The organism is Nocardia mangyaensis, assembly GCF_001886715.1.
GTDB classification, from domain to species: Bacteria; Actinomycetota; Actinomycetes; order Mycobacteriales; family Mycobacteriaceae; genus Nocardia; species Nocardia mangyaensis.
The window spans coordinates 1,139,325-1,164,522 of sequence record NZ_CP018082.1 but is presented as its reverse complement, the minus strand read 5'-3'; the positions used below and the strand labels follow the sequence as shown (position 1 = coordinate 1,164,522).

Annotated in this window: 29 protein-coding genes and 3 tRNA genes; 13 read left to right on the top strand and 19 right to left on the bottom strand. The window is 67.6% G+C overall.

The genetic code is table 11. The annotated features are described in order from the left end of the window. Positions 1-105: 105 nt before the first annotated feature. From thrB to argS, 5 genes are all read right to left on the bottom strand, one after another. The gene (thrB, locus tag BOX37_RS05330; protein WP_071926661.1) at positions 106-1,032 is read right to left on the bottom strand and encodes a homoserine kinase; all 927 of its coding nucleotides are present in this window, start codon (positions 1,030-1,032) and stop codon (positions 106-108) included. Between the two features lie 25 nt (positions 1,033-1,057). Continuing rightward, positions 1,058-2,152, bottom strand: coding sequence for a threonine synthase (gene thrC, locus BOX37_RS05325; protein ID WP_071926660.1), 1,095 nt, complete (start codon positions 2,150-2,152; stop codon positions 1,058-1,060). 94 nt (positions 2,153-2,246) lie between these two features. Continuing rightward, complete coding sequence (locus tag BOX37_RS05320) at positions 2,247-3,614, bottom strand: homoserine dehydrogenase (RefSeq protein ID WP_071926659.1); 1,368 nt, start codon at positions 3,612-3,614, stop codon at positions 2,247-2,249. Then, positions 3,611-5,032, bottom strand: coding sequence for a diaminopimelate decarboxylase (gene lysA, locus BOX37_RS05315; protein WP_071926658.1), 1,422 nt, complete (start codon positions 5,030-5,032; stop codon positions 3,611-3,613). Before lysA ends, BOX37_RS05320 begins: the two co-directional genes overlap by 4 nt. Positions 5,033-5,066: 34 nt before the next feature. Then, entirely contained in the window at positions 5,067-6,725 is a 1,659-nt protein-coding gene (gene argS / locus BOX37_RS05310) for an arginine--tRNA ligase (protein ID WP_071926657.1), read from the bottom strand. A gap of 90 nt (positions 6,726-6,815) precedes the next feature. Here argS and BOX37_RS05305 point away from each other — a divergent pair, with 90 nt between their 5' ends. The 3 genes from BOX37_RS05305 to BOX37_RS05295 all read left to right on the top strand — a co-directional run bounded on the left by BOX37_RS05305 (position 6,816) and on the right by BOX37_RS05295 (position 8,591). Beyond that, positions 6,816-7,694 (top strand): DUF3105 domain-containing protein, encoded by an 879-nt coding sequence (locus tag BOX37_RS05305; RefSeq protein ID WP_071926656.1) that lies wholly within the window; start codon positions 6,816-6,818, stop codon positions 7,692-7,694. Next, on the top strand, positions 7,694-8,404 hold the full coding sequence (locus tag BOX37_RS05300) for a DUF305 domain-containing protein (protein WP_071926655.1): 711 nt from the start codon (positions 7,694-7,696) through the stop codon (positions 8,402-8,404). Before BOX37_RS05305 ends, BOX37_RS05300 begins: the two co-directional genes overlap by 1 nt. Before the next feature lie 114 nt (positions 8,405-8,518). Further along, positions 8,519-8,591: transfer RNA gene (locus tag BOX37_RS05295), tRNA-Arg, on the top strand. A 60-nt stretch (positions 8,592-8,651) separates the two neighbouring features. Here the strand turns inward: BOX37_RS05295 and BOX37_RS05290 are convergent. From BOX37_RS05290 to BOX37_RS05245, 11 genes are all read right to left on the bottom strand, one after another. After that, complete coding sequence (locus tag BOX37_RS05290; RefSeq protein WP_071926654.1) at positions 8,652-9,851, bottom strand: site-specific integrase; 1,200 nt, start codon at positions 9,849-9,851, stop codon at positions 8,652-8,654. Beyond that, the gene (locus BOX37_RS05285; protein ID WP_071926653.1) at positions 9,848-10,024 is read right to left on the bottom strand and encodes a helix-turn-helix domain-containing protein; all 177 of its coding nucleotides are present in this window, start codon (positions 10,022-10,024) and stop codon (positions 9,848-9,850) included. Before BOX37_RS05285 ends, BOX37_RS05290 begins: the two co-directional genes overlap by 4 nt. 12 nt (positions 10,025-10,036) lie before the next feature. Next, on the bottom strand, positions 10,037-11,746 hold the full coding sequence (locus tag BOX37_RS05280; RefSeq protein WP_206045768.1) for a replication initiator: 1,710 nt from the start codon (positions 11,744-11,746) through the stop codon (positions 10,037-10,039). A gap of 41 nt (positions 11,747-11,787) precedes the next feature. Next, positions 11,788-12,432 carry a hypothetical protein gene (locus tag BOX37_RS05275; protein ID WP_071926652.1) on the bottom strand — a complete coding sequence of 215 codons (645 nt, stop codon included), beginning with the start codon at positions 12,430-12,432 and terminating at the stop codon, positions 11,788-11,790. Positions 12,433-12,577: 145 nt separating this feature from the next. After that, on the bottom strand, positions 12,578-12,766 hold the full coding sequence (locus BOX37_RS05270) for a hypothetical protein (RefSeq protein WP_071926651.1): 189 nt from the start codon (positions 12,764-12,766) through the stop codon (positions 12,578-12,580). A 2-nt stretch (positions 12,767-12,768) separates the two neighbouring features. Beyond that, complete coding sequence (locus BOX37_RS05265; RefSeq protein WP_071926650.1) at positions 12,769-13,089, bottom strand: hypothetical protein; 321 nt, start codon at positions 13,087-13,089, stop codon at positions 12,769-12,771. Further along, on the bottom strand, positions 13,086-14,396 hold the full coding sequence (locus BOX37_RS05260) for an FtsK/SpoIIIE domain-containing protein (RefSeq protein WP_071926649.1): 1,311 nt from the start codon (positions 14,394-14,396) through the stop codon (positions 13,086-13,088). The genes BOX37_RS05265 and BOX37_RS05260 overlap by 4 nt, the downstream gene beginning before the upstream one ends. Beyond that, positions 14,396-14,563: a hypothetical protein gene (locus BOX37_RS33690; RefSeq protein ID WP_156910268.1), complete on the bottom strand. Its 168-nt coding sequence runs from the start codon at positions 14,561-14,563 to the stop codon at positions 14,396-14,398. Before BOX37_RS33690 ends, BOX37_RS05260 begins: the two co-directional genes overlap by 1 nt. A gap of 1 nt (position 14,564) precedes the next feature. Next, positions 14,565-15,170 carry a DUF2637 domain-containing protein gene (locus BOX37_RS05255; RefSeq protein ID WP_071926648.1) on the bottom strand — a complete coding sequence of 202 codons (606 nt, stop codon included), beginning with the start codon at positions 15,168-15,170 and terminating at the stop codon, positions 14,565-14,567. A gap of 2 nt (positions 15,171-15,172) precedes the next feature. Continuing rightward, on the bottom strand, positions 15,173-15,439 hold the full coding sequence (locus BOX37_RS05250) for a hypothetical protein (protein ID WP_156910267.1): 267 nt from the start codon (positions 15,437-15,439) through the stop codon (positions 15,173-15,175). A gap of 5 nt (positions 15,440-15,444) precedes the next feature. Beyond that, positions 15,445-15,891: a hypothetical protein gene (locus tag BOX37_RS05245; protein WP_071926646.1), complete on the bottom strand. Its 447-nt coding sequence runs from the start codon at positions 15,889-15,891 to the stop codon at positions 15,445-15,447. A 130-nt stretch (positions 15,892-16,021) separates the two neighbouring features. On the opposite strand from BOX37_RS05245, the gene BOX37_RS05240 reads away from it, so the two are divergent. The 9 genes from BOX37_RS05240 to BOX37_RS05205 all read left to right on the top strand — a co-directional run bounded on the left by BOX37_RS05240 (position 16,022) and on the right by BOX37_RS05205 (position 21,680). Continuing rightward, positions 16,022-16,870: a GntR family transcriptional regulator gene (locus tag BOX37_RS05240; protein ID WP_240505212.1), complete on the top strand. Its 849-nt coding sequence runs from the start codon at positions 16,022-16,024 to the stop codon at positions 16,868-16,870. Positions 16,871-16,882: 12 nt separating this feature from the next. Beyond that, positions 16,883-17,551: a YdcF family protein gene (locus tag BOX37_RS05235; RefSeq protein WP_071926644.1), complete on the top strand. Its 669-nt coding sequence runs from the start codon at positions 16,883-16,885 to the stop codon at positions 17,549-17,551. A gap of 69 nt (positions 17,552-17,620) precedes the next feature. Continuing rightward, the gene (locus BOX37_RS05230) at positions 17,621-18,058 is read left to right on the top strand and encodes a winged helix-turn-helix domain-containing protein (RefSeq protein WP_167659898.1); all 438 of its coding nucleotides are present in this window, start codon (positions 17,621-17,623) and stop codon (positions 18,056-18,058) included. Next, the gene (locus BOX37_RS35930) at positions 18,010-18,126 is read left to right on the top strand and encodes a sigma factor-like helix-turn-helix DNA-binding protein (protein ID WP_338039862.1); all 117 of its coding nucleotides are present in this window, start codon (positions 18,010-18,012) and stop codon (positions 18,124-18,126) included. Before BOX37_RS05230 ends, BOX37_RS35930 begins: the two co-directional genes overlap by 49 nt. An 818-nt stretch (positions 18,127-18,944) precedes the next feature. Beyond that, positions 18,945-19,007, top strand: a tRNA-Ser gene (locus tag BOX37_RS33680). A gap of 115 nt (positions 19,008-19,122) precedes the next feature. After that, positions 19,123-19,710: an Rv0361 family membrane protein gene (locus BOX37_RS05220; RefSeq protein ID WP_071926642.1), complete on the top strand. Its 588-nt coding sequence runs from the start codon at positions 19,123-19,125 to the stop codon at positions 19,708-19,710. Positions 19,711-19,778: 68 nt separating this feature from the next. Further along, a tRNA-Cys gene (locus BOX37_RS05215) sits at positions 19,779-19,850 on the top strand. Positions 19,851-19,890: 40 nt separating this feature from the next. Beyond that, on the top strand, positions 19,891-20,478 hold the full coding sequence (locus tag BOX37_RS05210) for a MarR family winged helix-turn-helix transcriptional regulator (protein ID WP_084760650.1): 588 nt from the start codon (positions 19,891-19,893) through the stop codon (positions 20,476-20,478). Positions 20,479-20,627: 149 nt separating this feature from the next. Continuing rightward, positions 20,628-21,680 (top strand): Hsp70 family protein, encoded by a 1,053-nt coding sequence (locus tag BOX37_RS05205; protein ID WP_071926641.1) that lies wholly within the window; start codon positions 20,628-20,630, stop codon positions 21,678-21,680. Here BOX37_RS05205 and BOX37_RS05200 read toward each other — a convergent pair. Beyond that, positions 21,677-22,471, bottom strand: coding sequence for an enoyl-CoA hydratase (locus tag BOX37_RS05200; protein WP_071931203.1), 795 nt, complete (start codon positions 22,469-22,471; stop codon positions 21,677-21,679). The two genes, BOX37_RS05205 and BOX37_RS05200, sit on opposite strands and share 4 nt — an antisense overlap. 169 nt (positions 22,472-22,640) lie before the next feature. Between BOX37_RS05200 and BOX37_RS05195 the strand changes: the two genes are divergently transcribed. Then, positions 22,641-23,192: a hypothetical protein gene (locus BOX37_RS05195; protein ID WP_071926640.1), complete on the top strand. Its 552-nt coding sequence runs from the start codon at positions 22,641-22,643 to the stop codon at positions 23,190-23,192. 3 nt (positions 23,193-23,195) lie between these two features. Here the strand turns inward: BOX37_RS05195 and BOX37_RS05190 are convergent, their stop codons facing one another. Next, positions 23,196-24,371 (bottom strand): DUF2157 domain-containing protein, encoded by a 1,176-nt coding sequence (locus BOX37_RS05190; protein ID WP_167659897.1) that lies wholly within the window; start codon positions 24,369-24,371, stop codon positions 23,196-23,198. An 85-nt stretch (positions 24,372-24,456) separates the two neighbouring features. Continuing rightward, on the bottom strand, positions 24,457-25,107 hold the full coding sequence (locus BOX37_RS05185) for a TetR/AcrR family transcriptional regulator (protein WP_071926638.1): 651 nt from the start codon (positions 25,105-25,107) through the stop codon (positions 24,457-24,459). Positions 25,108-25,198 lie beyond the last annotated feature (91 nt).

Genomic DNA, 25,198 nt, shown 5'->3' with positions numbered 1-25,198 from the left:
TGCTGGAGCGATTGCCCTGATGAAGCACCGGCGTCTGATGCGCACGATGTACGGACTTGCCCAGAATAGCTGCCCATTGTGAACAACGGCAAGGCAGGCACGCCGTCAGTCGATCGCCACGCCGTCGGCAATGCCGGGTTCGATGACGCGCAGACCATCTTCTTCGGCCTGTTTACGCAGGTCATCGGGGAATTCCGCAGTCGTCAGGGCGAGAATGGTCGGACCGGCGCCCGAGACCGTCGCCGCGATGCCGGCCGACCGCAGCCGCTCGATCCACGCCGTGGTGAGCGGTAGCGCGGGAGCACGCTGGGTCTGGTGCAGCCGATCGGCGGTGGCGGGCATCAGCAGATCGGGGCGCTCGGTCAGCGCGACGACGGCCAGCGCCGCCCGGCTGACGTTGAACGCCGCGTCGCCGTGCGGCACCTGATCGGGCAGCAGCCCGCGGGTGTGCGCGGTGGACGAGCGCTCCTGTGGAATCAGCACCACCGGGCGCAGGTCCTGGGCCGGGGCCAGCCGCACGGCCCGGTAGAGGCGATTCTGGTCGGCGTCGTTCTCGGTCCACGACACGACGATTCCGCCGAGCACGCTGGCGGCGGCATTGTCGGGATGACCCTCGAACTCCGAGGCCAGCTGCACGAGGCGATCGCTGTCCAGGCACAGGGCCGGGTCGAACTTCGCGGCCAGCCCGGCACCAGCGGCCAGGCCGCCGACCACCGCGGACGCACTGGAACCCAGTCCGCGCGAATGCGGAATCACGTTGCGGCACACCACGTCGAGGCCGTCGGCCCAGACGCCGAGCGATTCGAGCCCGCGCTCGATCGCCCGGACGACCAGATGCGTTGGGCCCCACGGCACATCGTCGGCGCCCTCGCCCTCGACCCGGATGTCGAGGCCCGATTCGGTGGTGCGCACCACGATCTCGTCGTAGAGGCCCAATGCCATTCCCAGGCAATCGAATCCGGGGCCGAGGTTGGCCGTGGAGGCCGGAACGCGCACGGTCACTTCGAGACCGGCGGGCAGGGTGGCAGTCATCAGCCTGCTCTCGCGTGCGCTCAACTCAGGCCAGCTCGAGTTCGTGGGCGATGGCCACCGGGTCGACAGCGATCGGCTTGACCTCGGGCATGCCGGCCAGGGCGTTGTCGGGGTCCTTGAGACCGTTGCCGGTCACCGTGCAGACCACGGTCAGGCCCGAATCCAGCCAGCCTTCCTTGCGCGCGGCCAGCAGACCGGCCACGCTCGCGGCCGAGGCGGGCTCGACGAACACGCCCTCGGTGGCGGCGACCAGGCGGTACGCGGCCAGGATCTCGTCGTCGGTGGCCGCGCGGAAGGCGCCACCGGACTGCTCCTTGGCCTCCATCGCCCCGTTCCACGACGCGGGCGCGCCGATCCGGATGGCGGTGGCGATGGTCTCGGGGTCCTTCACCGGAGCACCGTTGACCAGCGGGGCCGCACCGGCGGCCTGCACACCGAGCATGCGCGGCAGCACCGAGGTGACGCCGTCGGCGTAGTACTCGCGGTAGCCACGCCAGTAGGCGGTGATGTTGCCCGCGTTGCCCACCGGCAGCACGTGCACATCGGGCGCCTTGCCCAGGACGTCGCAGATCTCGAACGACGCCGTCTTCTGGCCCTCGATGCGCGCCGGGTTCACCGAGTTCACCAGGCCGACCTCGGGGAAATCGGAGGTGACCTTGCGGGCCAGCTCCAGGCAGTCGTCGAAGTTGCCCTCGACCTGGATGATCTTTGCGCCGAGCATGACGGCCTGGGCCAGCTTGCCCATGGCGATCTTGCCCTGCGGGATCAGCACCGCGCACTCCATGCCCGCGCGGGTGGCGTAGGCCGCGGCCGAGGCCGAGGTGTTGCCGGTGGAGGCGCACAGCACGGCCTTCTGACCGCGGTACTTGGCATCGGTCATGGCCATGGTCATGCCACGGTCCTTGAACGAACCGGTCGGGTTGGCACCCTCGACCTTGAGGTACACCTCGCACCCGGTGAGCTCGGACAGGTGCGTCGCGGGGACCAGCGGGGTACCGCCCTCGAAGAGGGTCACCGGCTCCCAGTCGGCCGCGCCTTCGAGCCGATCGCGGTAGGCCGCGATCAGACCGGGCCAGCGGGAATGCACACCGTGCTGAGGGGCAACGCCGAGGGTGCTCATGCCACCGCTCCTTCGGTCACGACGCAACCATGTGCGCACGGACGGCCGGTATACCCATCGGCGCGAATGTCGGCGAGGCCGCGCACATTCGTACTCATGATTCTTCTGTGCCTTCCAGTCTGAGAACGCTGGTCACGGAGGTGACGGAGTCCATTTCCGCCAGTGCCGCGACAGTATCGGCCAGCGACGACTCCACCGCATGGTGGGTGACGACGACCAGCCGGGCGCCGTCGCCATGACCCTGCTGACGCACGGTGGAGATGCTCACGCCGTGCTGGGCGAACTCCCCCGCCACCGCGGCGAGCACGCCGGGGCGGTCCTCCACCTGCAGGTTCACGTGGTAGCGGGTGGGGGTGTCGCCGATCGGCGCGATCGGCAGTTCAGCATAAACCGATTCGCCCGGTGCCCGGCCACCGTAGAACTTGTTGCGCGCGGCCATCACCAGGTCGCCGAGCACTGCCGACGCGGTGGGCGCGCCACCGGCGCCCTGCCCGTAGAACATCAGGCGACCGGCATTGTCGGCCTCGACCACGACGGCGTTGAACGCGCCGTTCACCGAGGCCAGCGGGTGCTTGCGCGGGATGAGCGCGGGGTAGACGCGTACCGAGACGCGATCCTTGCCGCCCTCGGCGGAGCTGGGCTCACCCGGACCGGACGGGACGCGCTCGCAGATGGCGAGCAGTTTGACCGTGCAGCCCACAGCCGAGGCGGTCTCCAGGTCCTCGGCGGTGATCTTGGAGATGCCCTCGCGGTACACATCCGCCGCGGTCACCCGGGTGTGGAAGGCCAGCGAGGCCAGGATGGCGGCCTTGGCGGCAGCGTCGTAGCCCTCGACGTCGGCGGTCGGGTCGGCCTCGGCGTAACCCAGGTCGGTCGCCTCGGCGAGCACGTCGTCGTAGGCGGCGCCGGTCTCGTCCATCGCGGAGAGGATGAAGTTGGTGGTGCCGTTGACGATGCCGACGACCTTGTTCACCCGGTCACCCGACAGCGACTGGATCAGCGGGCGCACCACCGGGATGGCACCGGCGACGGCGGCCTCGAAGTACAGGTCGGCGCGGCTGCGCTCGGCGGCGGCGGCCAGTTCGCCGGTGTAGTCGGCCAGCAGCGCCTTGTTGGCGGTGACGACGGACTTGCCCGCGGTGAGCGCCGCCCCGATCAGCCCGCGAGCCGGGTCGATTCCGCCCATGACCTCGACGACCAGGTCGACATCGTCGCGGGCGACGAGCGCCTCGGCGTCGGTGGTGAGCAGTTCGGCGGGCAGGCCGCGGTCCTTGCTCAGGTCACGCACGGCGACGCCGCGCAGCACCAGCGGCGCACCGACGCGCGAGCGCAGGTCCTCGGTGTGCTCGCGCAGCACCCGGACCACCTCGGTGCCGACGGTGCCCATCCCGAGCACGGCGACGCCGAGCGGGCGCCCCGTGTCTCTGGTGCCGTTGTTGACGGCAGCAGCCGTTTCGGTCATTCTTCCACCTCCAGGCTGAGCAGGTCCGCCACCGTTTCCCGGCGCAGAATCAATCGCGACGCACCGTCGCGCACCGCGACCACGGCGGGCCGGGTGAGCTGGTTGTAGCGGCTCGACATCGAATAGCAGTACGCGCCGGTCGCGGCGACGGCGACCAGGTCACCGGGGCCGGCATCGGCGGGCATCCAGGTATCACGGATGACGATGTCGCCACTCTCGCAATGCTTTCCGACCACGCGCGCGACCACGGCGTGCGCGCCGGAAGTCCGCGAGACCAGACGGCAATCGTAGTCGGCCTGGTACAGGGCGGGGCGGATGTTGTCGCTCATCCCGCCGTCGACGCTGACGTAGCGACGGCGCGCGCCACCGTCGAGCTCGACATCCTTGATGGTGCCGACCTCATAGAGCGTCACGGTGCCGGGACCGGCGATGGCGCGACCCGGTTCGACGGCGATGGTCGGCTCGGGCAGCCCGGCGCGGGCGGCCTCGGCGGCGACCAGGCCGCGCAGCTTGGCGGCGAACTCGTCGAGCGGGGGCGGGTTGTCGCTGGGCAGGTAGGAGATGCCGAGGCCGCCACCCAGATCCAAAGTGGAGATCTGCGCGGTGCGCTCGATGCCGAACTTGTCGATGGCCTCGCGCAGCAGGGCGAGCATGCGGCGCGCGGCGATCTCGAAGCCGTCGATCTCGAAGATCTGTGAGCCGATGTGGCTGTGCAGGCCGACCAGGCGCAGGTTGTCGGCTTCGAAGACCCGGGCCAGCGCCTCCATCGCGTCGCCACCGGCGATCGAGAAGCCGAACTTCTGGTCCTCGTGGGCGGTGGAGATGTACTCGTGGGTGTGCGCCTCGACGCCGACGGTCACCCGGACCAGCACGTCCTGGACGACCCCCGCGGCACCGGCGACGGCTTCGAGCCGCTCGATCTCGTAGAGCGAGTCGACGACCACGTGCCCGACACCGGCCGCGACGGACGCCTCGAGCTCGGGCACCGACTTGTTGTTGCCGTGCAGGGCGATGCGCTCGGCCGGGAAACCGGCGTGCAGCGCGACGGCCAGCTCGCCACCGGAGCACACGTCCAGCGAGAGGCCCTCGTCGCGGATCCAGCGCGCGATCTCGCCGCACAGGAACGCCTTGGACGCGTAGTGCACGCGGGCGTTCGGCCCGAACGCGCGCACCATGTCGCGGCAGCGGGAGCGGAAATCGTCCTCGTCGATCACGAACAGCGGGGTGCCGTATCGCGCCGCCAGCTCGGTGACCGGCACGCCTGCCAGCGCGACCACACCGTCGTCATCGCGGGTGGCGTTGCGCGGCCACACGTGGGCGGGCAGGTCGATCATCTCGGCGGGATCGGTCGGGCGCTCGGCCAAGCTCGGCGCGTGCGGGATCTCCGCGTGCCGGGGACCGGCCGGGTGTGCACTCATTCGGGTGCGTCCTTCCTGGAAAGTTCGTGGGCGCTCACATGCGCTCCGGTGCGCTCACGCCGAGCAGGCCGAGGCCGTTGGCCAGCACCTGGCGGGTGGCCCGCACCAGTTCGAGCCGGGCCGAGTTGAGCGGGGTGACGACGTCGTCGCCCTTGGGCAGCACGCGCATGTCGTCGTCGGACTGGAACGGGTGGTAGACCCCGGCCAGTTCCTCGAGGTAGCGGGCGATGCGGTGCGGTTCACGGGTGTCGGCGGCGGTGGCGACCACGCGCGGGAAATCACCGAGGGTGCGGATCAGATCGCCTTCGCGATCGGAGTTCAGCAGCGCGAAATCCGGTGCGACAGCGTCGAATCCGAAGGCTTTGGCGTTGTCGATGATCCGGCAGGTGCGCGCGTGCGCGTACTGGACGTAGTAGACCGGGTTCTCGCTGCTGGCCTTGGTCCACAGGTCGAGGTCGATGTCGATGCTCGAGTTCACCGACGAGCGCACCAGCACGTAGCGTGCGGCGTCGACGCCGATGGCCTCGACCAGGTCGTTGAGGGTGACCACGGTGCCCGCCCGCTTGCTCATCTTCACGGCCTTGCCGTCGCGCACCAGGTTCACCATCTGCCCGATCAGCACCTCGACGGTGTCGGGGTCGTCGCCGAACGCGGCCGCGGCGGCCTTCAACCGGCCGATGTAGCCGTGGTGGTCGGCGCCGAGCATGTAGATGGCCAGGTCGAACCCGCGCGAACGCTTGTTCTGGAAGTAGGCGATGTCACCGGCGATGTAGGCGGCGTTGCCATCGCTCTTGAGGACGACGCGGTCCTTGTCGTCGCCGAACTCGGTGGACGCGATCCACCAGGCGCCGTCCTTCTCGTACAGGTTGCCCGAGTTCTTCAGCTGCTCGACGGCCTGCTCGACGGCGCCGGAGGTGAACAGCGAGCTCTCGTTGAAGTACACGTCGAAATCGGTGCCGAAGTCGTGCAGATCCTGCTTGATCTGGGCGAACATCTGCTCGACGCCCTCGCGACGGAACAGTTCGTGTCGCTGCTCGGCGGGCAGGCTCAACGCGTCGGGGTGCGCGGCGAGGATGCTCGCGCTGATCTCGCGGATGTACTCGCCCGCGTAACCGTCGGCCGGGGTCGGCTCGCCGAGGGCGGCCGCGACCAGCGACTTGGCGAAGCGGTCGATCTGCGCGCCGTTGTCGTTGAAGTAGTACTCGCGGGTGACCTCGGCGCCCTGGGCGGCCAGGATGCGGCCCAGCGCGTCGCCTGCCGCGGCCCAGCGGGTGCCACCGAGATGGACCGGGCCGGTCGGGTTGGCGGAGACGAACTCCAGATTGATCTTCGTGCCGGTCAGCGTGGCGCCGGTGCCGTAGGTGTCGGCGGCGGCCAGGATCTGGGCGAGGATCGCGCCCTGCGCCGCGGCGGCCAGGCGGATGTTGAGGAAGCCGGGGCCCGCGACATCGGCGGCGTCGATCCCGTCGGTGGCGGCGAGCGCCTCGGCCAGCCAGCCCGCCAGCTCACGGGGATTGGTTCCGGCTCGCTTGGCCACCTGCATGGCCACATTCGTGGCATAGTCGCCGTGTTCGGGGTTGCGCGGACGCTCCACTGTGACCTGCTCCGGCAGGACCGACGAGTCCAGTCCACGTTCGACAAGCACCTTCGCCGCAGTGGTGCGAAGGAGATCTGCAAGGTCAGCTGGAGTCACGAGTCTCTATCCTATTGGCTGGGCCCCTCGCAACCACGACCGCCCGCCACGAACACCACCGATCCACACGTCGAAAGAGCACATCGAGCGATGCCGAGCAGGACAAGCGCCACATCAGCCAAGGCCGTCCGGGCCGCGGGAAAGTCGTCTCCGTCCCGCAAACCCGGCAAGGGCAAACTTCCGGGTAAGAAGCGCGAGACCCCGTGGGCCCTGATCGGCGCCGGTGTCGCGATCGTCGCGCTGATCGGCCTGCTGGCCTACAGCCTGGTACCCAAGTACCTGGACCAGGCGGCCATCAGGGAAGCCCAGACCGATCTGAAGGAATGGGTGCCGACCGCGGAGAACCAGGACCCGTCGGAGAAGATCGACGGGGTCGTCAAACAGGAGTACCCAGCAGGTCTGCACGTGACCGCGGAGCAGCGGGTGGCCTATGACAAGTCCCCGGCCTTCGGTGGTCCGCACGATTCGGCCTGGGCCAACTGCACGGGCACCGTATACGCCAAGCCGATCCGGATGGAGAACGCGGTGCACTCCCTCGAGCACGGCGCGGTCTGGGTCACCTACGACCCGGACAAGGTCGACGCGGCCGGTGTCGAGACGCTGTCGAACTACGTCAAGGGCCGCCAGTACTCGATGATGTCGCCCTACCCGGGTCTCGATTCGCCGATCTCGCTGCAGACGTGGGGCCATCAGCTCGCACTCGACTCCGCCGACGACGTCCGGATCAAGCAGTTCATCTCGGCCCTGCGCGAGAACCCCTACGCCTACCCCGAGGTCGGCGCGAGCTGCTCGAACCCGATCTTCGACGCGAACAACCCGCCGCCGTTCGACGGCTCGCCCTACGGTCCCGAAGCGGTGCCGATGGACGGCGCGGGCCTGACGCAGGACCCGTCCGAGCTCGGTGGCGGTTCGGGCATCCCCGGCCTGCCGAACATCCCGGTGCCGGGCGGCCTGCCGGCGGGTCAGTAGTGAGCACGATCGAACCCGGCGACACCGCACCGGACGCGGGCAACCGGCGCCCGGCCGGGGCGGTGCTCGTCCTCGGCGCGATCGGCCTGTTGCTGCTCGGCGCGGTGGCCGGCGTGCTGCTGCGGCTGCCGCTGGACAAGACCGACGAGCCCGCACCCGGCCCGGTCGACGTGGGCTTCAACCAGGACATGTCGGCCCATCACGCGCAGGCCGTCGACATGGCGGGCGTCGCGCTGATCGCCTCGACCGACAACGACGTGCGCAGGCTCGCCTACGACATCCTGACCACCCAGCAGAACCAGATCGGCCGGATGCAGGGCTGGCTCCAGTTGTGGGGCGAGCCGAATCAGGACATCGACGGGTACATGGGCTGGATGACCGGGCCCGGCAGCGGCGGGCACGGGCATTCCGGCGCCGCGGACGGGCAGGCGATGCCGGGTCCGGTGCAGTCCATGCCGGGGATGGCCACGCAGGAGGAGATGACCGCGCTGCGGCAGTCCACCGGCCCCGCCCTCGACACGATGTTCCTGCAGCTGATGCTGCGCCACCATCAGGGCGGTGTGCCGATGCTCGACTACGCCGCCGAGTACGCCGACACCACCGCGGTGCGCACCCTGGCGGCCACCATGTCCAAGACCCAGGCCGGTGAGTCCCAGCTGATGACCACGATGCTGGCCGACCGCGGCGCCGACCCGCTGCCGCTGAGCTGATCCGACGGTGCCGCACCGGGTCAACCGCCCGGTCCGGCACCGTTTTTGGTGCACCGCACTCGATGCGATACGCTGTCGCTGCCCGATCGGTCACCACCGACCGGCATCTATCCCGCCCTCGTAGCTCAGGGGATAGAGCGTCTGCCTCCGGAGCAGAAGGCCGCAGGTTCGAATCCTGCCGAGGGCACACACGAGAAAGGCCCCTGACCAGCGTTCAAGCGGTCGGGGGCCTTTCTCGTCTGCACGCTCAGCCAGCCTCGATGTCACGAGTTGTCACAACCTCACCCAAAGTCTTGGACGCCTCGGCCAGAGCTTCGGCCTGCGAGTGGGTGTAGATCCTCGCTGTCACGCTGGCATCCGCGTGGCCGAGCCAAGCAGCAATCACCGCCATCGGCACCTTCCGCAGATGCATGATGGTCCCGCAGGTGTGACGAGCATCATGCAGGCGAATGTGGCGAACCCCGGCCACCTTGACCGCTTTTGCCCACTTGTGCGTCAGCGTGTCCGGGTGGTAGGGAGTGCCATCCTCATTGCAGGCAACGTAGTCGAGGTTCTGGTACGCCTTCCCGAGTTGCAGTTTGTCCGCAGCCTGCCGACGACGAGCCTTCCGCAGCACCGCCACCATCTCGTCGTCCATCGGCAGCGTCCGTTCCGACGCCTCGGTCTTCGGATCGTCCTCCACCGCCTTGCCCCCAGCGGCTGCACGACCGATGTGCACGGTGATCGTCTTCGCCTTGAAGTCCACACCGGACCACCGCAGGCCCCCGAGCTCACCACGCCGCAAGCCGGACAGCGCCAGGAACCACAGGTGCCCGTTACGGTCTGCCTCCAAGCTGGTCAGGAACTTCGAGACCTCGGCCGGAGTGTAAGTCTGAGGCTTGCGCTTCTTCCCAGCTTTCGGCTTGATGGCACGAGACACATTGTGCGACAAGAACTTTCGCTCAATTCCGTAGTCCAGCACCCACGAAGTAGTCTCGACTGCGCGCTTGAGTGACCGATTCGACCACGGCCGCCGCGTGTTGCCCTTCTCGGTCTTGCTGCCGCCCTTCTTCAACGCGGCGACCATGTCATCCAAGTGCTTGCGGGTGAGCTTCTGAACAGGCAAGGGACCGTGCATCTCGCGCAGCGGCGCGAGGTTGTACTCGTACCCCGACAGCGTGGTTGCCCGAGCCCAGTGCATACTGGCGAGCCAATCGGCACATGCCTCCTCCACCGTCACATCCTTGCGCGGCACGAAACTGCCCGAGGCAGCGTCAGCGAGGAACTTGGCCAGCGCCTCCTTGGCTTCCTTCTCCGTGCGGAAGCGTCGACGCACCTGGTGTCGCTTGCCGGTCTCAGGATCACGGCCAGCATCGGCAACGACCTCATACCGGATGCCAGGCTTCCCAGTTCGCCGCTCCGTCACCTCGATCTTGGTGATCTGAGGTGGAAGTTGCTGACGACTCATGCCGCAACCTGATCGAGAGCCGAGATGTAGTCGGTGACAGCCTGTTCGGTGACGAACCTACGCCGACCGATCTTGACCGAGCGCAGCGCACCCGAGCTGATCAACTCGTAGTACTTGCTCCGGCCGATCGGGATCAGCTTGCGAACTTCGGCCTCGTTGAGAAGCTTGGACATGACGGTTCCTCCCTATGCTGCTGCGGATTGCTGAACGAAAGTCGGTGGGTCTGGCCGGTCATCGATGGCCAGGCGGGCGGTGGTGTACTCGGCGCGTTGATTGATCCGAGCCGCTACCAGCGCCATCACCAGATGCGAGCGAGGCGGTGCGTCCTTGTCGCCGGGGCGTACCGGCGTGATCCGCAGGTGCGAGGTATCCGGCTTGACGATGCCGACACGAGCCAGCTCCGCGCGCACGAAGTCGAGGCGGTCGGCCTTGTGATCGGGGATCGTCTTGCCCGACCACTTGCCGGAGTTGAGGCAACGCCGACCAGGCAGACCGAGAGTGTCGCGGCGGTGCGCTCGCCCCTTGCAGCGGCCGGGAATGGTCTTCTCGCTGGCGCCTTTGGGGACGATGCCGTAGCGCAGCCAGACCCCGCACCGAGGCGAGCACGGGGTGTCCTGCAACTCGGCGTGCAGCCGGTCGTAGTGTTCGGCGACGCGGCGTGAGCCGGGGTCGAGGACTTCGCCGATGGACTTGGTCAGATACTTGGTCAGATACCGGACCTTGGTATCCATTTCCTCAGTGCCACCGAGGATCTGCACCGCCTTGGACTGCCCGCCGAACTTCATCGTGTGGGCCGGTTCGAGGTCGTCCACTTCATCCATGACCGTCAGCGCGTCATCCCAGTACGTCAACGGCTTGTGCGTGCGCGGGTCGACGAAGGTGGCGGCCGAATAGTCCCAGACCGGCATGTTCGACCCGGTGTAGACGGGCCGGTCATGATGGGGCCACCAGACGTTGACGTAGGTCGCCGCGGTGACCTGGTAGAGCAACTGGGTAGGGATCGAGCCACGAATAGCGATGTGCAGGTGAGGGGCGCCGCGCTTCTGGGGTTCGACCGAGGCCCAGTACTGCACGTTCCAACCGACCGCACGGCGAAGGTTCTGCATCCACCGGTCGAACAGCTTCGCGAGGTGGATCGTGTCGCGGGCCTGGCGGGTGTAGTCGTAGGACTCCGGGTCACGCGGGGAACCGTCCGAGACCATCTGCCCGGTCGCAGCGTCGCGGTAGCGGTTGATCGACCCGTAGGAAGGCAGGGTGAGGGTGAAGAACGTCGAGGGCCGATATTTGCCATCGGCGTAGGCGGTGCCAACTGTCACAGTCTTGTTCACTTTCTTTCGGGGCAGGTCGGGCACGTCGTCACGGCGACGAGTCGACTTGGCCTTGCGGCGGGGCGTGTCATCGAGGGCGGGGAGTCGACCACGCACACCCAACTCACGGAGTTCGGTGTCGAGGTCGGCCACCAGAGCCTTGATCGCCTCAGCCAGTTCGGTATCGGCGGCACGGCGCGCGTCGTGGTAGTCGGTGAACAGCAGCGCCCGCGCCGAGAGGACCTGTTGCTGTGCCTCGGTGACCACGGTGTCGGGGTCGACGGGTTCGGCCTCGGCGCACCAGCCTTCGCGCAGCTGGGTCATGCGCAGGTAGCGGTTGGCCTTCGCACAGGCCGGGCAGGTCTGTTCATGGGTGGACTTGCACGGTGCGCCGACATACGAGGTTCGGGAGGTGACCGGGTCGAAGGCCCGCATGGGCACCACCCGGGCGCAGACGCCTTCTTTCGCGGCGGCGGCTTCGGCGATGTCGGTGATGTCGGGCATCGCGCGGCGGTCGGCGGCGGTGAGCCGGTCGGCGCGGATACCGAGGGAGGCCACGGGTGTGGAGTTGGTGGTGTTCGCGTCCATGGTGTGGCCTCCCTCAGCTAGGTGGGTGTCGGTAGTGGTGGTCATGCGGCCTTGGTGTCGGGCAAGGTTCTGAATCCGGCCACCGATTCGAACGGCACGACCACCGGGTCAGCGAGTGAGTCGCACCGGCGGAACATGATCTGGACCAGTCCCGGACCGGCGATCTTCACCTGGGCTTGCTGAGCGCCGAAACCGTGGGCGAGGTGGTCACGGCGGTTGAACCAGCTCTCCGGGCAGTGACCGGGCAGCATCCTCGCGTGGATCATGTCGAGGGTCTCGCCGATGTCGACCGAGACCAGCCGAGGCACATACACCCGATCGTTGTCACGGGTGGCCAGGTCGCAGGCGGTCAGGATCGTGGTCCAGCGGCGCCGGTAGCGGAACCAGGTCAGGAACCGGGTCCGGGCACGGCCGGTGATCACGCGCTCGAAGGTCTGCGGGCTCGATACTCGCCACAGCACCATCCCCGCGACACTCACACCGGCCACCCCGACCCCGAACGGCCAACCCAGCCACCACCCGGCAGCAACCGCCAGCCCGAGGGGAACCGAGATCATCGGGAACAGGACCGCCCACCAGACCAGCACCGCAGCACCGGCCAGAATTCGGCCGGCAAAGGTGAGCAAGCCGTCGAAGACCTCGGTGACCGGATCGGTTGTGGCGGTGGTGGTGGTGGTGGTGTTCATCGGTTGGCCTTTCCGGTCACGGTGTTCAGGGGGAACAGTTCGAGCTGCACCGGAGCGGAACCCTTGCGCCTCGAGGTCTTCTCAGCAGCGGCCTTGACGACCGGATTCACCTGGGGCACAGCCTTTTTCACTGGTTTGCGGGTAGTCATGCGGCGTCGTCCCAACCATCGGTGCTGTAGTCGGTCCAGGCCGGAGCCGACCCGGTTTCGGCCAGCATCGTCACCGCGACAGCGAGCGGGTCGAGGCCGCGTGCTTCGGAGCGGCAGCGGGCACGGGCGGCGAAGTCGATCACGTCGGCCACACCGGTGTCGGCACGGAAGTTCTTGCGGGTCATGGTCAGTTCTCCTGTTCGAGGTCGGGAAGCCCACACACGCTGCATTCACGCGGCGCGGGAGAAGGGACAGGCCACACAGTCGGCCAACCGATGTCGATGAACCGGTGACCCTGCTCGACACACTCAGCCGCAGCCACACAGCCGTCACAGCGGATGGTGTCGCCGTCATAGGCCCAGCCGGTCGTCTTGTCGGCGGTCAGGTACTCGGCGGCCTGGTTGGTGGTGGTGAAACAGATCGACTCACCGTCGCGGTCGGTGAAGATGTCGCCGCAGCCGTCGCAGTAGATGACGATGTGGATCTCGGTGTGGAACCCGCGTTTCATGCCGCACGCCCCAACTCGTCGTTGTCGTCTTCGCCGGGGATGTAGTCCGGGTCGAAGGTGGACGGGTCGAAATCGTCGTTGTCGACCACGGTCACGACCGGGGTCGGGGCGTAGGCATCAACGATCGCGTCGGCGTGGTTGTCGGAGATCCAGAACGCCCGCACCCGCACGAACTCGCTGGTGCCGTCCTCGCCGACGTAGCCGACACCCGGTGTCGTGTCCGGGATCTCGTGACACAACGCGCCACGGTCCTTGGAACCCTGCCCGTGAATCATGGAGGTCTGCGTCGGTTCGTCCAGGCGCAGACCGATCCGGACCGGGAACAACTGCCGGAACGGCATCGTCTCCTTCGACGGGTCCTGCAACGCCGCGATCACCGACACCCCGACCGCGCGCCCTTGCGAGAGCAACAGCCCGAGCAGGCGTTCGAAGTCCTGACGCTGTTCCCGGGTGGCGTACGCCGACAGGGCAGCGGCTTCATCGATGATGATCAGGATCAGTGGTGCGTCTGTGGTCGGAACGTGCTTGCGGATACCGGCCGAACGCAGCGAGGCGGCGCGGTTCTGCATGACCTCGACGGCTTCGGTGAGCATGGCCAGGATGCCGTCAGCGGTCCACTGGAACCGCACCCACATCCGTTCGCCGCGACCGAATTCCATGCCGCCCTTGGGATCTGCCATCCACACGTCCACGAACCCCGCCTGGATTGCGGGACCGATGCCCCGGATGATCGACCACAGCACCGAGCCCTTACCCGATCCGGTGGCACCGGCGAGCAGGATGTGGGCGTAGAGGACCCGCAGCAACCAGGTGCGTCCGTCCTCCCGGATGCCGACGGGCACCGATTCCAGATCGACCCCGATCGAGGCGAGATCCGGTGCGGGAACCGAAGTGGCGAGGGTGTCCACGGTCCGCAACTCGACCCGCACGAACCCCGGACCAGCCTGGGAGACAAGGACTTTCGCGACACCGAGGTACTGGGCGAGCTTGTCGCGGGTCTCCTCACTGGTCCAATCCGAGAGTTTCTGGCCGCCGACGACCTGCACATCAAACTCCGCGCCAGCGGGGATCAGGTCGACCCCGCCGACGATGTGGGGCCAGTTCCCGGCCGAGCCGAGACCGATGGACTGCCACATCACCGTGAGCTGATACGGGTCGGTCAAGACCAGTTCAGCGGTGCGCAGATCAGCCGGAATCGTGGTGGTTTCGGTGGTGTCGCGGCGCGACTGCGGCCGGTCGAGGTGACGCCACCACAGCAGGACACCGGTCCCGAGGATGGTCGACAGTGCGACGATGGTCGTTCCCATCACGCCACCGCCTTCAACGTCGCGGCGTAGACATCGAGCGCGGCTGTGAGTTGGTCGACCAGCTTGGCCGCATCAACCGGCGCCAGGTAGAAAGCACCGGAACCGAGCCGGAAGATGACCAGGTCGGACCGCTCGCAGTAGTCGACCTTGAACGAGTAATCACGCATTTCAGTTGCCCCCTGTAGGGATCGGGACCGCGACAGGCAGCAACGGCGCAGCCGCACGCGGAGGTGTATGGAAGGTGCGCACCGGCAACGAAGCCGGGGCCGGAGTGGGTGCCTCGGCCAAGGGCACGAGGTCAGGCGAGTTGGTATCAGCGGTCGCTGCGGGTGCGGGTCCGACCACGGCAGCGGGAGCCGGGTCGTGATGTGCCGCACGGCGAAGCAGAACAAGGCCATGTGTGTCGATCAGCAGGGCCAGCGGGGGAATCGCGGCCAACAGGGCACCGCCGTAGCCGTGGCCAGTCAGGTAGGCATGGGCAGAGTTGCTCGACACCGAGACCACGGCCCCACCGACCAGAATCCAGGAAAACCACCTGTGCTCAGCCGATCTCGGCGGCAAAGCAATCACGGCCATGGTGGCCTGGATGATGGTGCCGTCCACGATCACCGGGAACAGCCACGCCAAACCGGGTGGGGTGCCGCCCATGATCGCGAGGTCCTGCAACGCCGCGAACGACAACACGAACGCCGCAGAACCGATACCGATCAAAACCAGCACGGCGGACCAGCGAGCCCACCGCATCCCCGAGGACTGCTGATCCGCCGTGCCCATGACTACGCCGCCTCAGCGATCGCGGCAGCCTGCTCCCTGGCGGCATGCTCGGCAGCATCGTGAGCCATCAGCAGTCCGGGCAGCTGCTCAGCCAGAACCCGCGCATCCTCCATCGTCAGATGGAGAGTGGCCGAACCGTAGTCGGTCACGAACTCGACCCTGATGTAGGCGGGAACAATCGTCGTGGGGTCGTGCCTGGTCGGGCGAGACTCGGAATAGGTGGCATCGATCCCGTGGGACAGGCCAGTGTGTGTGGTGATGAAGGACATGACGATCACGCGGCCTTGCGGGCGGCAGGCTCGTTGACCTTCGCACCCGAGTTGTCACCGACAATGCCGGTCGCACGGATGTAGAACCCGATCGACTTGAACTCACCGTTGCCGACCACACGCGGCTTGAGCATCAGCCCTTCCAACTGGATCGGCCGGAAGCCGGGCATCACCTCATCCGCAGACGGCACCGGAACGACATCGGAGACGAAGGTGATGTCCAGGCCGGTGTTCTTCGCACCCTTGCCCGCACCGGCCGGGTCCATGACCGTGGCCTTCCACATCCGCTTACGGGAACCGTTGCCGTCGCGGTCCATGTCGATCTTCTGCCGCTTGGGCGCGTTGCGGTCCGAGCTGAACTCCTCGTCCGGCTCGATGTTGCCGACGAGCATCAACCCCTGGGGGAAGACGGCGGCGAAGTCGGTGGGAATCCACATGTCCTTGAGTGCCATTGGAATCAACTCCTGTGCTGGTGAGCCAGAGCGAGCGGTGCGCCTGGCGGAGGATGGTCGCATCAGTGATTAGAACCACCTCTATTGGACACCAGCGACCGAGAGCTGTCAATAGAACCACCTCTATTGAGTGTCGGACCCTCCCTGCACACTTACAGCTACTCTTAATGGACGAGCCGACTTCACAGTCGAGGAGAAGGGAAGGCTCATGGGCACGACCGGATATCGGGAGCTCGCGGCTACGCTGCGGGACGCGATCAAGGCAGGCGAGTATCTGCCAGGATCCAATCTGCCGAAGCAGGGAGATCTGGCAGAGCAATACGGCGTGAACGTGAAGACGGTCCGCCAGGCGGTCGGGCTACTCGAAAGCGAAGGCCTGGTTACACCGATCCGGCGCCGGGGCACCGTGGTCCGCGAGCATCCCCCGATGCGACGTCAGGGCACCGAACGCTACGCCAAGAGGAAGTGGAAGTTCGGCGACACGGTCGCGTTCGTTGCCGATCGTGAGGCATCGGGCCGACCGTGGAAACTCACGGACCAGACGAACACCGTCCAGTTGATCGAAGCCGACGCCGAGGTCGCCGAGGCCTACGGAATCCCGGTGGGTACCAACGTGTACGAACGTGCCCGCACGGTGAGCGATGCAGGCCGACCAACACACACACTCACCAGCTACTACCTCCCCGAACACGTCGAAGGAACGCCGCTCGTCGACCCGACCGCAGGTCCCGCCGGACGGGGTGGCGGGTTCGCGGTCCTCACCCTGCAGGGATACGAGCCCGACCACATGACCGAGACGATCTCTGCGCGCATGCCAACGCCCGAAGAGGCCAAAAAGTTGGACCTACCTTCCGGCGAACCGGTGATGATCCTTGTCCGACAGACCTATACCGCCGAGGATGTTCTGATCGAGTTCGCACGCGGCGTCCACGCGGCCTCCCGGTTCTACTGGACGTACGACTTCAAGCTGCCCGACTGAGAGGTGCCACCGATGCCGACAACCGCCTATCCCGCCGCGGTTCGGCCCGACGTCGAAACGCTGTGGCAGTACAACCAACTCCACCATGACGTTCGACCGACCGACGTCGGCATCGGTCTCGGTAGCCATGATCTGGGTGTTGCCACCCACACCGCACACCTCTATCAGGCCGGCATGTTCCCCCTCATCGTGTTCACCGGCGCGAATGCACCCACAACAGTCGAACGATTCCCACGGGGCGAAGCCGTTCACTACCGGGAACACGCCATCGAACAGGGAGTGCCATCCGAGGCCATCCTCCTCGAGCCAAGAGCCACGAACACCAGCGAGAACATCGATTTCACACGAGCCCTCCTTGCCGATCACGGGCTGGTCGACTCGATCCGATCCGCGACTCTCATATCGAGGCCATACCAGCAGCGACGTAGCTACGCCATATTCCGCAAGCACTGGCCGGATGTCGAGGTCATATGCTCGTCGCTCCCTCTCGAACTCGGCGAGTACATTGCCGCCATCGGCGACGCCGACCGTGTCATCGACATGCTGGTCGGCGACACTCAGCGCATCTGGCTGTACCCCGAGCGCGGCTGGGCCATCGAGCAAGAAGTTCCAACACCCGTCAAAGACGCTTATGACCGACTTGTCAACGCCGGGTACACATCTCGGCTTCTCCCCACTTGATCCACTGCCGCTTCGATCCGTCGCCAAGTCATGTCACACTCGACTGATGCTGCGCCCCGAGGAGCCGCGTTGACCCGATCCGAGCCCGGCAGCCCCGACAGGCATGCCTACGAACGTATCGCCGACGACTACACGCGGCAGATTCACAATGGTTCTCTGCTTCCAGGCTCAGCCCTACCCAGTCAGTCCGAGATGGCTCAGCGATACGGCGTCTCAGGCATCGTCATTCGCGAAGTGATCCGCCTGCTGAAGTCGAGGGGTCTCATACGGACTGTCCCACGACGAGGTTCCTTTGTTGCCGAGCAACTCCCGGACGACCACGTTGCTGTGCCTCAAGGCCCGATCGCCGAGATCGACCGAATCCGCGCCACTGCTGACCCGATTCGTCGTGCGAGACTCGCGACCGAGCTGAGCACCCAGTACCAAATCCGCCTTGCCGAGCTATCGAGCTATCCAGCATCCGCCAAGCCGCTATTGACGATGCCTACGCAGCCGGTCTCACCGTGACAGAGATCAGCCAGCACCTCGGTCTGACCAAGGGCAGGATCAGCCAAATCCGGCGCCCGAAAGCCTGAACCAGCCACCTTCACAGAGTTGTTGCTGAAATTCGCTATATAGAGTCAAGGGCGCCTGCGGCGGCGCGTGCGCGCCGCCGCCGCGCTGCGACCCGCAGCGCGCTCCCTGAACGGCGGTCGCGCGGCGGGTCGGCACGTCGGCGACGAGCACGCGCTATCAGCAGACGCCAGAGCTCCTGAAAGCCCTCTACCGCATCGACCCGAGCAGCAGACGAGGCCGACGTGGTCCCCGCCGGAATGGCTGAACGAACTCCCGAGCCCGAATCGGTCGACATCCTGCCCGATCGACGGTCACCAGCGCACCGAGTCGCATACGTACTGCCGCACGACTTCGTCGCTTGCCTCATAGGACCAGCCTGCCGAACCCGTGCAGGTGGTCACCGAACCGTCACCGGTCCCAGCCGAAAAGGCCGGCATAGTTCCCAATCACGTTGGCCGGTCACCAGGTGCGAGTGAATTGCTGAACGGAATCCGCGCGGTGAGGGTGGTGGTATCGCGACCGGTGGCCGCGTGGCCCTGGTCTGGGTTGGCCTGCATTGTGATCCCGCGCCCCTCACACCTCAAGGGCGCCGATGGCGTCACTACGTGATGGCATTCGCCACCCTTGACCTGTGAGCCTCTGCGCGTGAACGGCAGGCCTTATCGGGCAGGCGGTGAGCCAGCCCCGGTATGCGCATCCCAACCCAGCACAGGGCCAAGAACGGACCCACTCCCCCGCCGCTCAGTGTCACCACGTTGTCACAAGTACCCCGGACAACCCCGGATTTCGCCGGACTGAACCCGCAGGTTACGGTACGCCGACAGTATTCGCAGGACTCGCCTGGACGGGCCGAGGCTGCCTCCGGAGCAGAAGGCCGCAGGTTCGAATCCTGCCGAGGGCACAACAGTTCGAGGCCCCGTCCGCTTGGTCGGGGCCTCGTTTGTTTGCAGTCAGGTTTGATCACGCACGGTTCCACAGGATTCGGGGCCTCGCCCCGGTGACAACAGGAGCGGGCCATGACGAATCCACCAGATCTTCCCGAGAACCTGCCCTCCGGGCCGCCCGGCTATCCGCACGCCGGTTCCGGGCCGGGTGGGCCGCCGCCCGGTCAGCCGGGGCCGGATGTCTTTCCCCCACCCCAGCCGCCGAAGAAGAGCCGCACCGGGCTGTTCATCACGCTCGGCGTCGTCGCGCTGGTGGTGATCGGGGCGCTGATCACCGGCATCGTGCTCACCATGCAGGGCCGCACGCCGCTGGCCTCGGACGAGAAGAAGATCGAGGTCGCCATCCGCGACTTCTACGACACCCTCGACAGCGACGGTTTCATCGCCGCCGCGCAGCTGGCCTGCCAGGCCGATCGCAGCGAGATCGACAATCTCAGCGCCGAGCAGCGTCAGCAGTTCGACAGCGCCTCGGTCTCGGTGGTCATCGACGAAGTCACCGACATCGTCATCACCGGAGACACCGCCAAGGCGACAGTGGTCGGCGAGTTGACTCTCACGGTCGAGGGCTCCGAGCCCAATACCGAGGACAGCACCGAAGAGCACCTGCTGAACGAGGACGGCACCTGGAAGATCTGTTCGGCACCGGCCATGCGCCGCTGACCGAGATCGGATCACGCTGATCGCAACCCTCGGCGCGAGCGCCCGCAACCGGCATCATCATGGGCGAGGCGGGCGTGGCCGAGTGGTTGAGGCAACGGTCTGCAAAGCCGTTCACGCGGGTTCGATTCCCGCCGCTCGCTCTGTGCCGGATTGCGGCTGGGTCGTGGAATGATCGGAATCATGTCACGGCCCAGACCGCTTCCCCATGACCCCATCGCCGAGGCGCACCGCCAGTGGGTGCAGCACGGGTGGGGCTCCGTCGCCGATGGCATGGCACTGGTGACCTCGCTGGTCCGGGCTCAGCAGATCGTGATGGCCCGCGTCGACGACGCGCTCAAGCCCTCGGGGCTGACCTTCTCCCGCTACGAGCTCCTGCAGTTGCTCAGCTTCAGCCGGACCGGCGCCTTACCGATGGCGAAGGCCAGCGCGCGACTGCAGGTGCATCCCACCAGCGTCACCAATACCGTCGATCGGCTGGAGGCGGCCGAACTGGTGCGCCGGGTTCCCCATCCCAGTGACCGACGGGCCACTCTCATCGAAATCACCGATGCGGGAAGGGAATCCGTCGCCGCGGCGACGGAAGCGCTCAACGTCGAGGTCTTCGCCGAACCGGGTCTGCCGCCCGAGCAGGGCAGGCAACTGCTGGAGCTGCTCGCCCAATTCCGCCACGATGCAGGCGATTTCGCTGCCGATGGGGTGAAAAGCCCGGCATTCCCGTCGACTTCGCGACCAGCGGGTGAGGCATCGGCCGGCACCGGCAGCGGATAGTCGCACGGTCCACACCCTTGCGCGGGCATCGGCCGAGTTTCCGGCCTCGAATGCCGCGAACCTCGCATTACACGCGACTTCGGGTCCGACCGTCGAATTACCGGCCGAATCGCTTGGCAGGTGACCGGCGACGGGCCACGATGTAGCCCATGGTTCTGATCCTTGGAGTGTCGGCGGGCGCTGGTGGCGCGCGCGCCGTGCTGACCCATTCCGATCAGCCGCACCTGTCACCGCTGGATCGGGCGCAGGTGCCGCGCCGAGCGGGTGGCCCGGTTGAGGAGCCGGTGTTGACGGCGATTCACCGGATGCGCGCGGCCGCGCTGGCGCGCGACGAGTGTGTCACCGGCACCGCGGTCACCTGCCGCAGCGAACTGCACGCCGAAGCGATCCGCGCGGCGGCGGGCCAGTCCGATATCGACATCGTGGACGAGCCGCTGGCCCAGCTGCGCTATCTGCGCTTCACCGGGCTGCTGCCCGATACCGACTCGGTGATCCTCTACGACCTCGGCTGCTCCGGCCTGACGGTCACCCATGCCGACTGCCGCACCGACGCCATCCTGGCGAGCCGACGCAGCACGGTGCCCAGCGGCGACGGCTACGACACTCTGGTGCGCCGGCGGCTGGCCCGCGGGGGCGTCGACGCCGACGCCCGCACCAGTCGCGCGCACCGGGAAGCGCTGAGCCAGGCCAGAGTGGTCACCGCCACCGATACCGACACCGGCGGACGGGCGGTGGTGACCCGCAGCGACCTGGCGGACCTGTGCGCGGCGGGCCTGCGCCATTCGGCCTCGTTCGTCCGGCAGGTGACCGAGGAGACCGGGCGGCGCCCCGGCGCGCTGGTGCTGCTCGGCGGGTGTAGCCGCAGTCCCAATCTGCGCGCGGGCCTGGCCGAGCTGATCGGATTGCCGATCGTGTACGACCCCGAGCCGGAGTACGTGTCGGCGCGTGGCGCGGTACTGCTGGCCACACGTCGCCCGGCGGCCCGGTTGCGGATGCCGCGTCTGCGGACCGGCGCCGCCCTGGCGCCCCGCGACGGTCCGCAGCGGCCGGGGCGCCGAAAACTCCTCGCCGCGGTAGCGGTCACAGCGACCCTCGGCGGCACGGTCGCCGGGCTGCTCGGCACCCAGGATCCGTCGGCGTGGCCCCGGGAACCCGGTACCGCGCCGACGCCCGCACAGCACACCGAGGATTCGGCGAACTAGCTGTTGGTGAAGTTCGGCGTCCGCTTCTCGACGAAGGCGGCCATGCCTTCCTTCTGATCGTCGGTGGCGAACAGCGAGTGGAACACCCGCCGCTCGAACAGCAGGCCCTCGCCCAGAGTGGTCTCGAAGGAGCGGTTCACCGCCTCCTTGGCGATCATGGCCACCGGCAGCGACATCGAGGCGATGGTCGTCGCGGTCTCGAGCGCGGTGTCGAGCAGCTGGTCGGCGGGCACGATGCGCGAGACGAGCCCGGCCCGTTCGGCTTCCTCGGCGCCCATGTTGCGGCCGGTCAGGATGAGATCCATCGCCTTGGCCTTGCCGATCGCGCGGGTCAGCCGCTGCGAGCCGCCGATACCGGGGATCACGCCCAGCTTGATCTCGGGCTGACCGAACTTGGCGGTGTCGGCGGCGATCAGGATGTCGCACAGCATGGCCAGCTCACAGCCACCACCCAGGGCGTAGCCGGAGACGGCGGCGATCGTGGGCTTGCGGAAGTTGCCCAGGCGGTCCCAGCGGGCGAAGTAGTCGGCCAGGAACATGTCCATGTAGGACTTGGGGGCCATTTCCTTGATGTCGGCACCGGCCGCGAAAGCCTTGTCCGACCCGGTGATGACGACGGCGCCGATCGAATCGTCGCGGTCGAGTTCGTCGAGCGCGGCGATGACGTCGTCGAGGACCTGCGCGTTGAGGGCGTTGAGCGCCTTCGGCCGGTTCAGCGTGATCCAGCCGACCCCGCCCTTACCCTCGCTGCCGCCCTTGCGTTCCAGCAGAATGGTCTCGAATTCGGTCACCAGGCACCTCTTACGCTCTTGGACAACGGTCACGGTCGGTGTGACGATACCCAGCGGCACCGCCATCGCGGTCACGTATGCCACCATAAAGTTGGATGTCCTAGTATCGACAAGCCCGGCGGGCCCGGTGTGACGCATCCCACCGGTCGTTCTGCGGCACAATCAGCGCATGGGCACCGACCACTTCGTGCGGATCACTCGGCTGCGCGCGCTGATCGAGCACGAGAACACCGGCGCGGGCGAGCGGGCGACCGCCCAGCGCATGCTCGATCGTCTTCTGCGAAAGTCGCTCGGAGACAAGACTTCCCATGGATCGCCGGATCGCGTCTACGGTTCGCGCCATGACCGGCCGGGCAGGCACGCGAGCACTGCCTCGATCGTGGAATCGGTGCGCGAGGACATCGCCTTCGCCCGCGATTTCGCGCCGTCCGGCGCGCCGGGTGAGCTGATCGTGCACAGCCCGCTGGCCGCCGCACCCGCCGAGCTGACCGTCGCGGTGAGCACGCCGTTCGCCGATCAGATCGTCGTCACCATCGAGAACATCCCGTCCGCGTGGGGCTGGGAGGCCGACGAGTTCGACCGCATCACCGCGACCAGGGATCTGCGCCGACTGGCCGCGGAGCTGGCCGAGATCATCGACAGCTACAACCACGACGGCTCCGATGTGGGGCCGCGCTTCTTCCGCACGATCCGCGCGCAGCAGACCACGCTGATCCGCTGAGGATCAGTCGGGCGGTCGCGGCTGCGACCGGGTGTTCAGCACGAGGACGCCCACCGTGAGCACCACCGCGCCGACGCCGAGCACCGCACTCGCCACCGCGGGCCCACCGGCCGTGTAGTCGGCCACCACCTGACCCACCGCTATCGCGACCGCCGACGCCCCGCCGAGCACGAGGACGGCCTCGCGTCGCCACAGGTAGAGCACCAGGCAGAGCACGCCGATCAGCCCGGTCAGCATCGGCCGCCACCAGGATTCACCGAGCGTCACCGACTGCGCGCCGATCACCGCCACGATCCCCCCGAGCAGGTAGCCGGCCCAGTCGACGACGACCAACCGTGCCGAGGCCAGCGCGAACCAGCCCGCCCCGAAGACCATCAGCGCGATCCCCTGCCACGGCGAGCGCGCGGCGAACACTCCCGAGGTCAGCTCGACGATGCCGGCCACGCCGAACACGGCCACCGCGACCATCCCGAGCAGGCTCGGGACCAGGAGGTACCCGAGCACCGCGACCAGCAGCCCGGCGATCGGGGCTGCCCAGTCAGGACCCCGGGTGTCGAACGCCGTCGCCACCGCGCCGGTCACCGCGCCCGCCGCCAAGGCGAGCAGCACGGCCGCGAGCCGAACGCGGCCCGGCGAGGCGATCGGCACGCGCCGGAACACACCGCGCCACCCATCGGCCAGCACGACCGCGCCGCCGATGGCGCACCCGGCGACGACCATCAGCAGCACCACCCGCCCGGTGCGCGCGATCTCGACCCACGCGCGATCGAGGAACAGCACCAGTCCCGCGGCCACCAGTCCGGCCCCGAGATAGGCGACGATCTCCGCGATCACCCGTCCCGCCGGCGCCCGCCGCGCCCGTTCCTGCTCGTCGATCGTGCGGACGATCGCCGTCCGCTGCTCAGCGCTGATCACACCCGAGGCCACCAGCCGCTCCAACGCCGTTCCCACCCGGTACTCACGAGCCATCCGTCGAGTATGTGTGCGGGAGCCGGCCACGTCGGCGATTCCACGCGGTGCGTTGCCCTCTGGTCCCCCGAGGCCGCTGCTCGACAAGCCGGGTTCGACGACGAGCAGCGACCCCGCCCACGGCGCGCCGTGCCACGCTGAACCGCGCCATTCCGCGCCACGCTGCCAGCGCCAGACTTGCGCCGTGCCGTACCACCACGGCTGGACCACGCAAGGCCGCACCACACCACGCGGGACCACACCACGCCCGCGGGGCCACACCACGCTGGACCGGGCCGCCCTGGATCGGCCGGGCTCAGCCGCCGATGATCTCCGGCGGCAGGAACATCGCGCCGAGCTGGGTCGCGATGGCGCTGGTGTGGTCGACGATGCGGTCGGTGTCGACATCGAGTGCGCCGGTACGCCAGGCGGTGAGGAGTTCGATGAAACCGCCGATGCCCGCCAGGGTGCTCATGCGCACGGCGGTCTCGTCGACGTCGGGGCGCAGGTAGGGCCAGGCGGCGGCGATGAGCAGGTCGGTGGCGTCGGTGAGCATGGTCTTGCGTCGCTGTTCGAGCACGGCACTGCCCGCGTGATCGGCGAGCAGGATGCGGGCCCGACCGCGCGGGTCGGTCTGCAATTCGACAGCGCGGGCGATGGCGGCGCGCAGGATCTCGAGCGGGGTGCTGCCGGTGTGCTCGGCGACGACGGCCGCCAGATCGGCGAAGACCTCGACACAGACCTGGTCCCAGGCCGCGGCGAGCAGTGCGTCGCGGTCGGCGAAGTTCTCGTAGAAGTACCGGTCGTTGAGGCCGGCGCGCTGACACACCCCGCGCATGGTCACCGCGGCCCAGCCGCTGTCGAGCCAGATGTCGAGGGCGGCCGTCACCAGGGCGTCGCGCCGTTGCACTCTACGCTCGTCGGCGGTTCGCCCGCCCCAGGTCCGGGCCGGTGCGCGCACATCCATGGTTGACAAAGTACCCCGTCGCGCGCCTAATTGGTGTCAGGTGCGGCCATTGGTGGCATACGCCACCAATTATGGGCCTCGCCGGGTGAAC

What these genes read in the sequence shown, in the direction of transcription:
- BOX37_RS05270 (WP_071926651.1), bottom strand. Translation starts at nt 12,766, where the DNA reads ATGACCCGCAAGAACTTCCGTGCCGACACCGGTGTGGCCGACGTGATC.
- BOX37_RS33690 (WP_156910268.1), bottom strand. Translation starts at nt 14,563, where the DNA reads ATGCGTGATTACTCGTTCAAGGTCGACTACTGCGAGCGGTCCGACCTG.
- BOX37_RS05320 (WP_071926659.1), bottom strand. Translation starts at nt 3,614, where the DNA reads ATGACCGAAACGGCTGCTGCCGTCAACAACGGCACCAGAGACACGGGG.
- BOX37_RS05210 (WP_084760650.1), top strand. Translation starts at nt 19,891, where the DNA reads ATGTCACGGCCCAGACCGCTTCCCCATGACCCCATCGCCGAGGCGCAC.
- BOX37_RS05235 (WP_071926644.1), top strand. Translation starts at nt 16,883, where the DNA reads ATGCCGACAACCGCCTATCCCGCCGCGGTTCGGCCCGACGTCGAAACG.
- BOX37_RS05220 (WP_071926642.1), top strand. Translation starts at nt 19,123, where the DNA reads ATGACGAATCCACCAGATCTTCCCGAGAACCTGCCCTCCGGGCCGCCC.
- BOX37_RS05195 (WP_071926640.1), top strand. Translation starts at nt 22,641, where the DNA reads ATGGGCACCGACCACTTCGTGCGGATCACTCGGCTGCGCGCGCTGATC.
- BOX37_RS05245 (WP_071926646.1), bottom strand. Translation starts at nt 15,891, where the DNA reads ATGGCACTCAAGGACATGTGGATTCCCACCGACTTCGCCGCCGTCTTC.
- BOX37_RS05205 (WP_071926641.1), top strand. Translation starts at nt 20,628, where the DNA reads ATGGTTCTGATCCTTGGAGTGTCGGCGGGCGCTGGTGGCGCGCGCGCC.
- BOX37_RS05305 (WP_071926656.1), top strand. Translation starts at nt 6,816, where the DNA reads ATGCCGAGCAGGACAAGCGCCACATCAGCCAAGGCCGTCCGGGCCGCG.
- BOX37_RS05250 (WP_156910267.1), bottom strand. Translation starts at nt 15,439, where the DNA reads ATGTCCTTCATCACCACACACACTGGCCTGTCCCACGGGATCGATGCC.
- thrC (WP_071926660.1), bottom strand. Translation starts at nt 2,152, where the DNA reads ATGAGCACCCTCGGCGTTGCCCCTCAGCACGGTGTGCATTCCCGCTGG.
- thrB (WP_071926661.1), bottom strand. Translation starts at nt 1,032, where the DNA reads ATGACTGCCACCCTGCCCGCCGGTCTCGAAGTGACCGTGCGCGTTCCG.
- lysA (WP_071926658.1), bottom strand. Translation starts at nt 5,032, where the DNA reads ATGAGTGCACACCCGGCCGGTCCCCGGCACGCGGAGATCCCGCACGCG.
- BOX37_RS05280 (WP_206045768.1), bottom strand. Translation starts at nt 11,746, where the DNA reads ATGGACGCGAACACCACCAACTCCACACCCGTGGCCTCCCTCGGTATC.
- BOX37_RS05185 (WP_071926638.1), bottom strand. Translation starts at nt 25,107, where the DNA reads ATGGATGTGCGCGCACCGGCCCGGACCTGGGGCGGGCGAACCGCCGAC.
- BOX37_RS05260 (WP_071926649.1), bottom strand. Translation starts at nt 14,396, where the DNA reads ATGGGAACGACCATCGTCGCACTGTCGACCATCCTCGGGACCGGTGTC.
- BOX37_RS05290 (WP_071926654.1), bottom strand. Translation starts at nt 9,851, where the DNA reads ATGAGTCGTCAGCAACTTCCACCTCAGATCACCAAGATCGAGGTGACG.
- BOX37_RS05255 (WP_071926648.1), bottom strand. Translation starts at nt 15,170, where the DNA reads ATGGGCACGGCGGATCAGCAGTCCTCGGGGATGCGGTGGGCTCGCTGG.
- BOX37_RS05265 (WP_071926650.1), bottom strand. Translation starts at nt 13,089, where the DNA reads ATGAAACGCGGGTTCCACACCGAGATCCACATCGTCATCTACTGCGAC.
- BOX37_RS05275 (WP_071926652.1), bottom strand. Translation starts at nt 12,432, where the DNA reads ATGAACACCACCACCACCACCACCGCCACAACCGATCCGGTCACCGAG.
- BOX37_RS05285 (WP_071926653.1), bottom strand. Translation starts at nt 10,024, where the DNA reads ATGTCCAAGCTTCTCAACGAGGCCGAAGTTCGCAAGCTGATCCCGATC.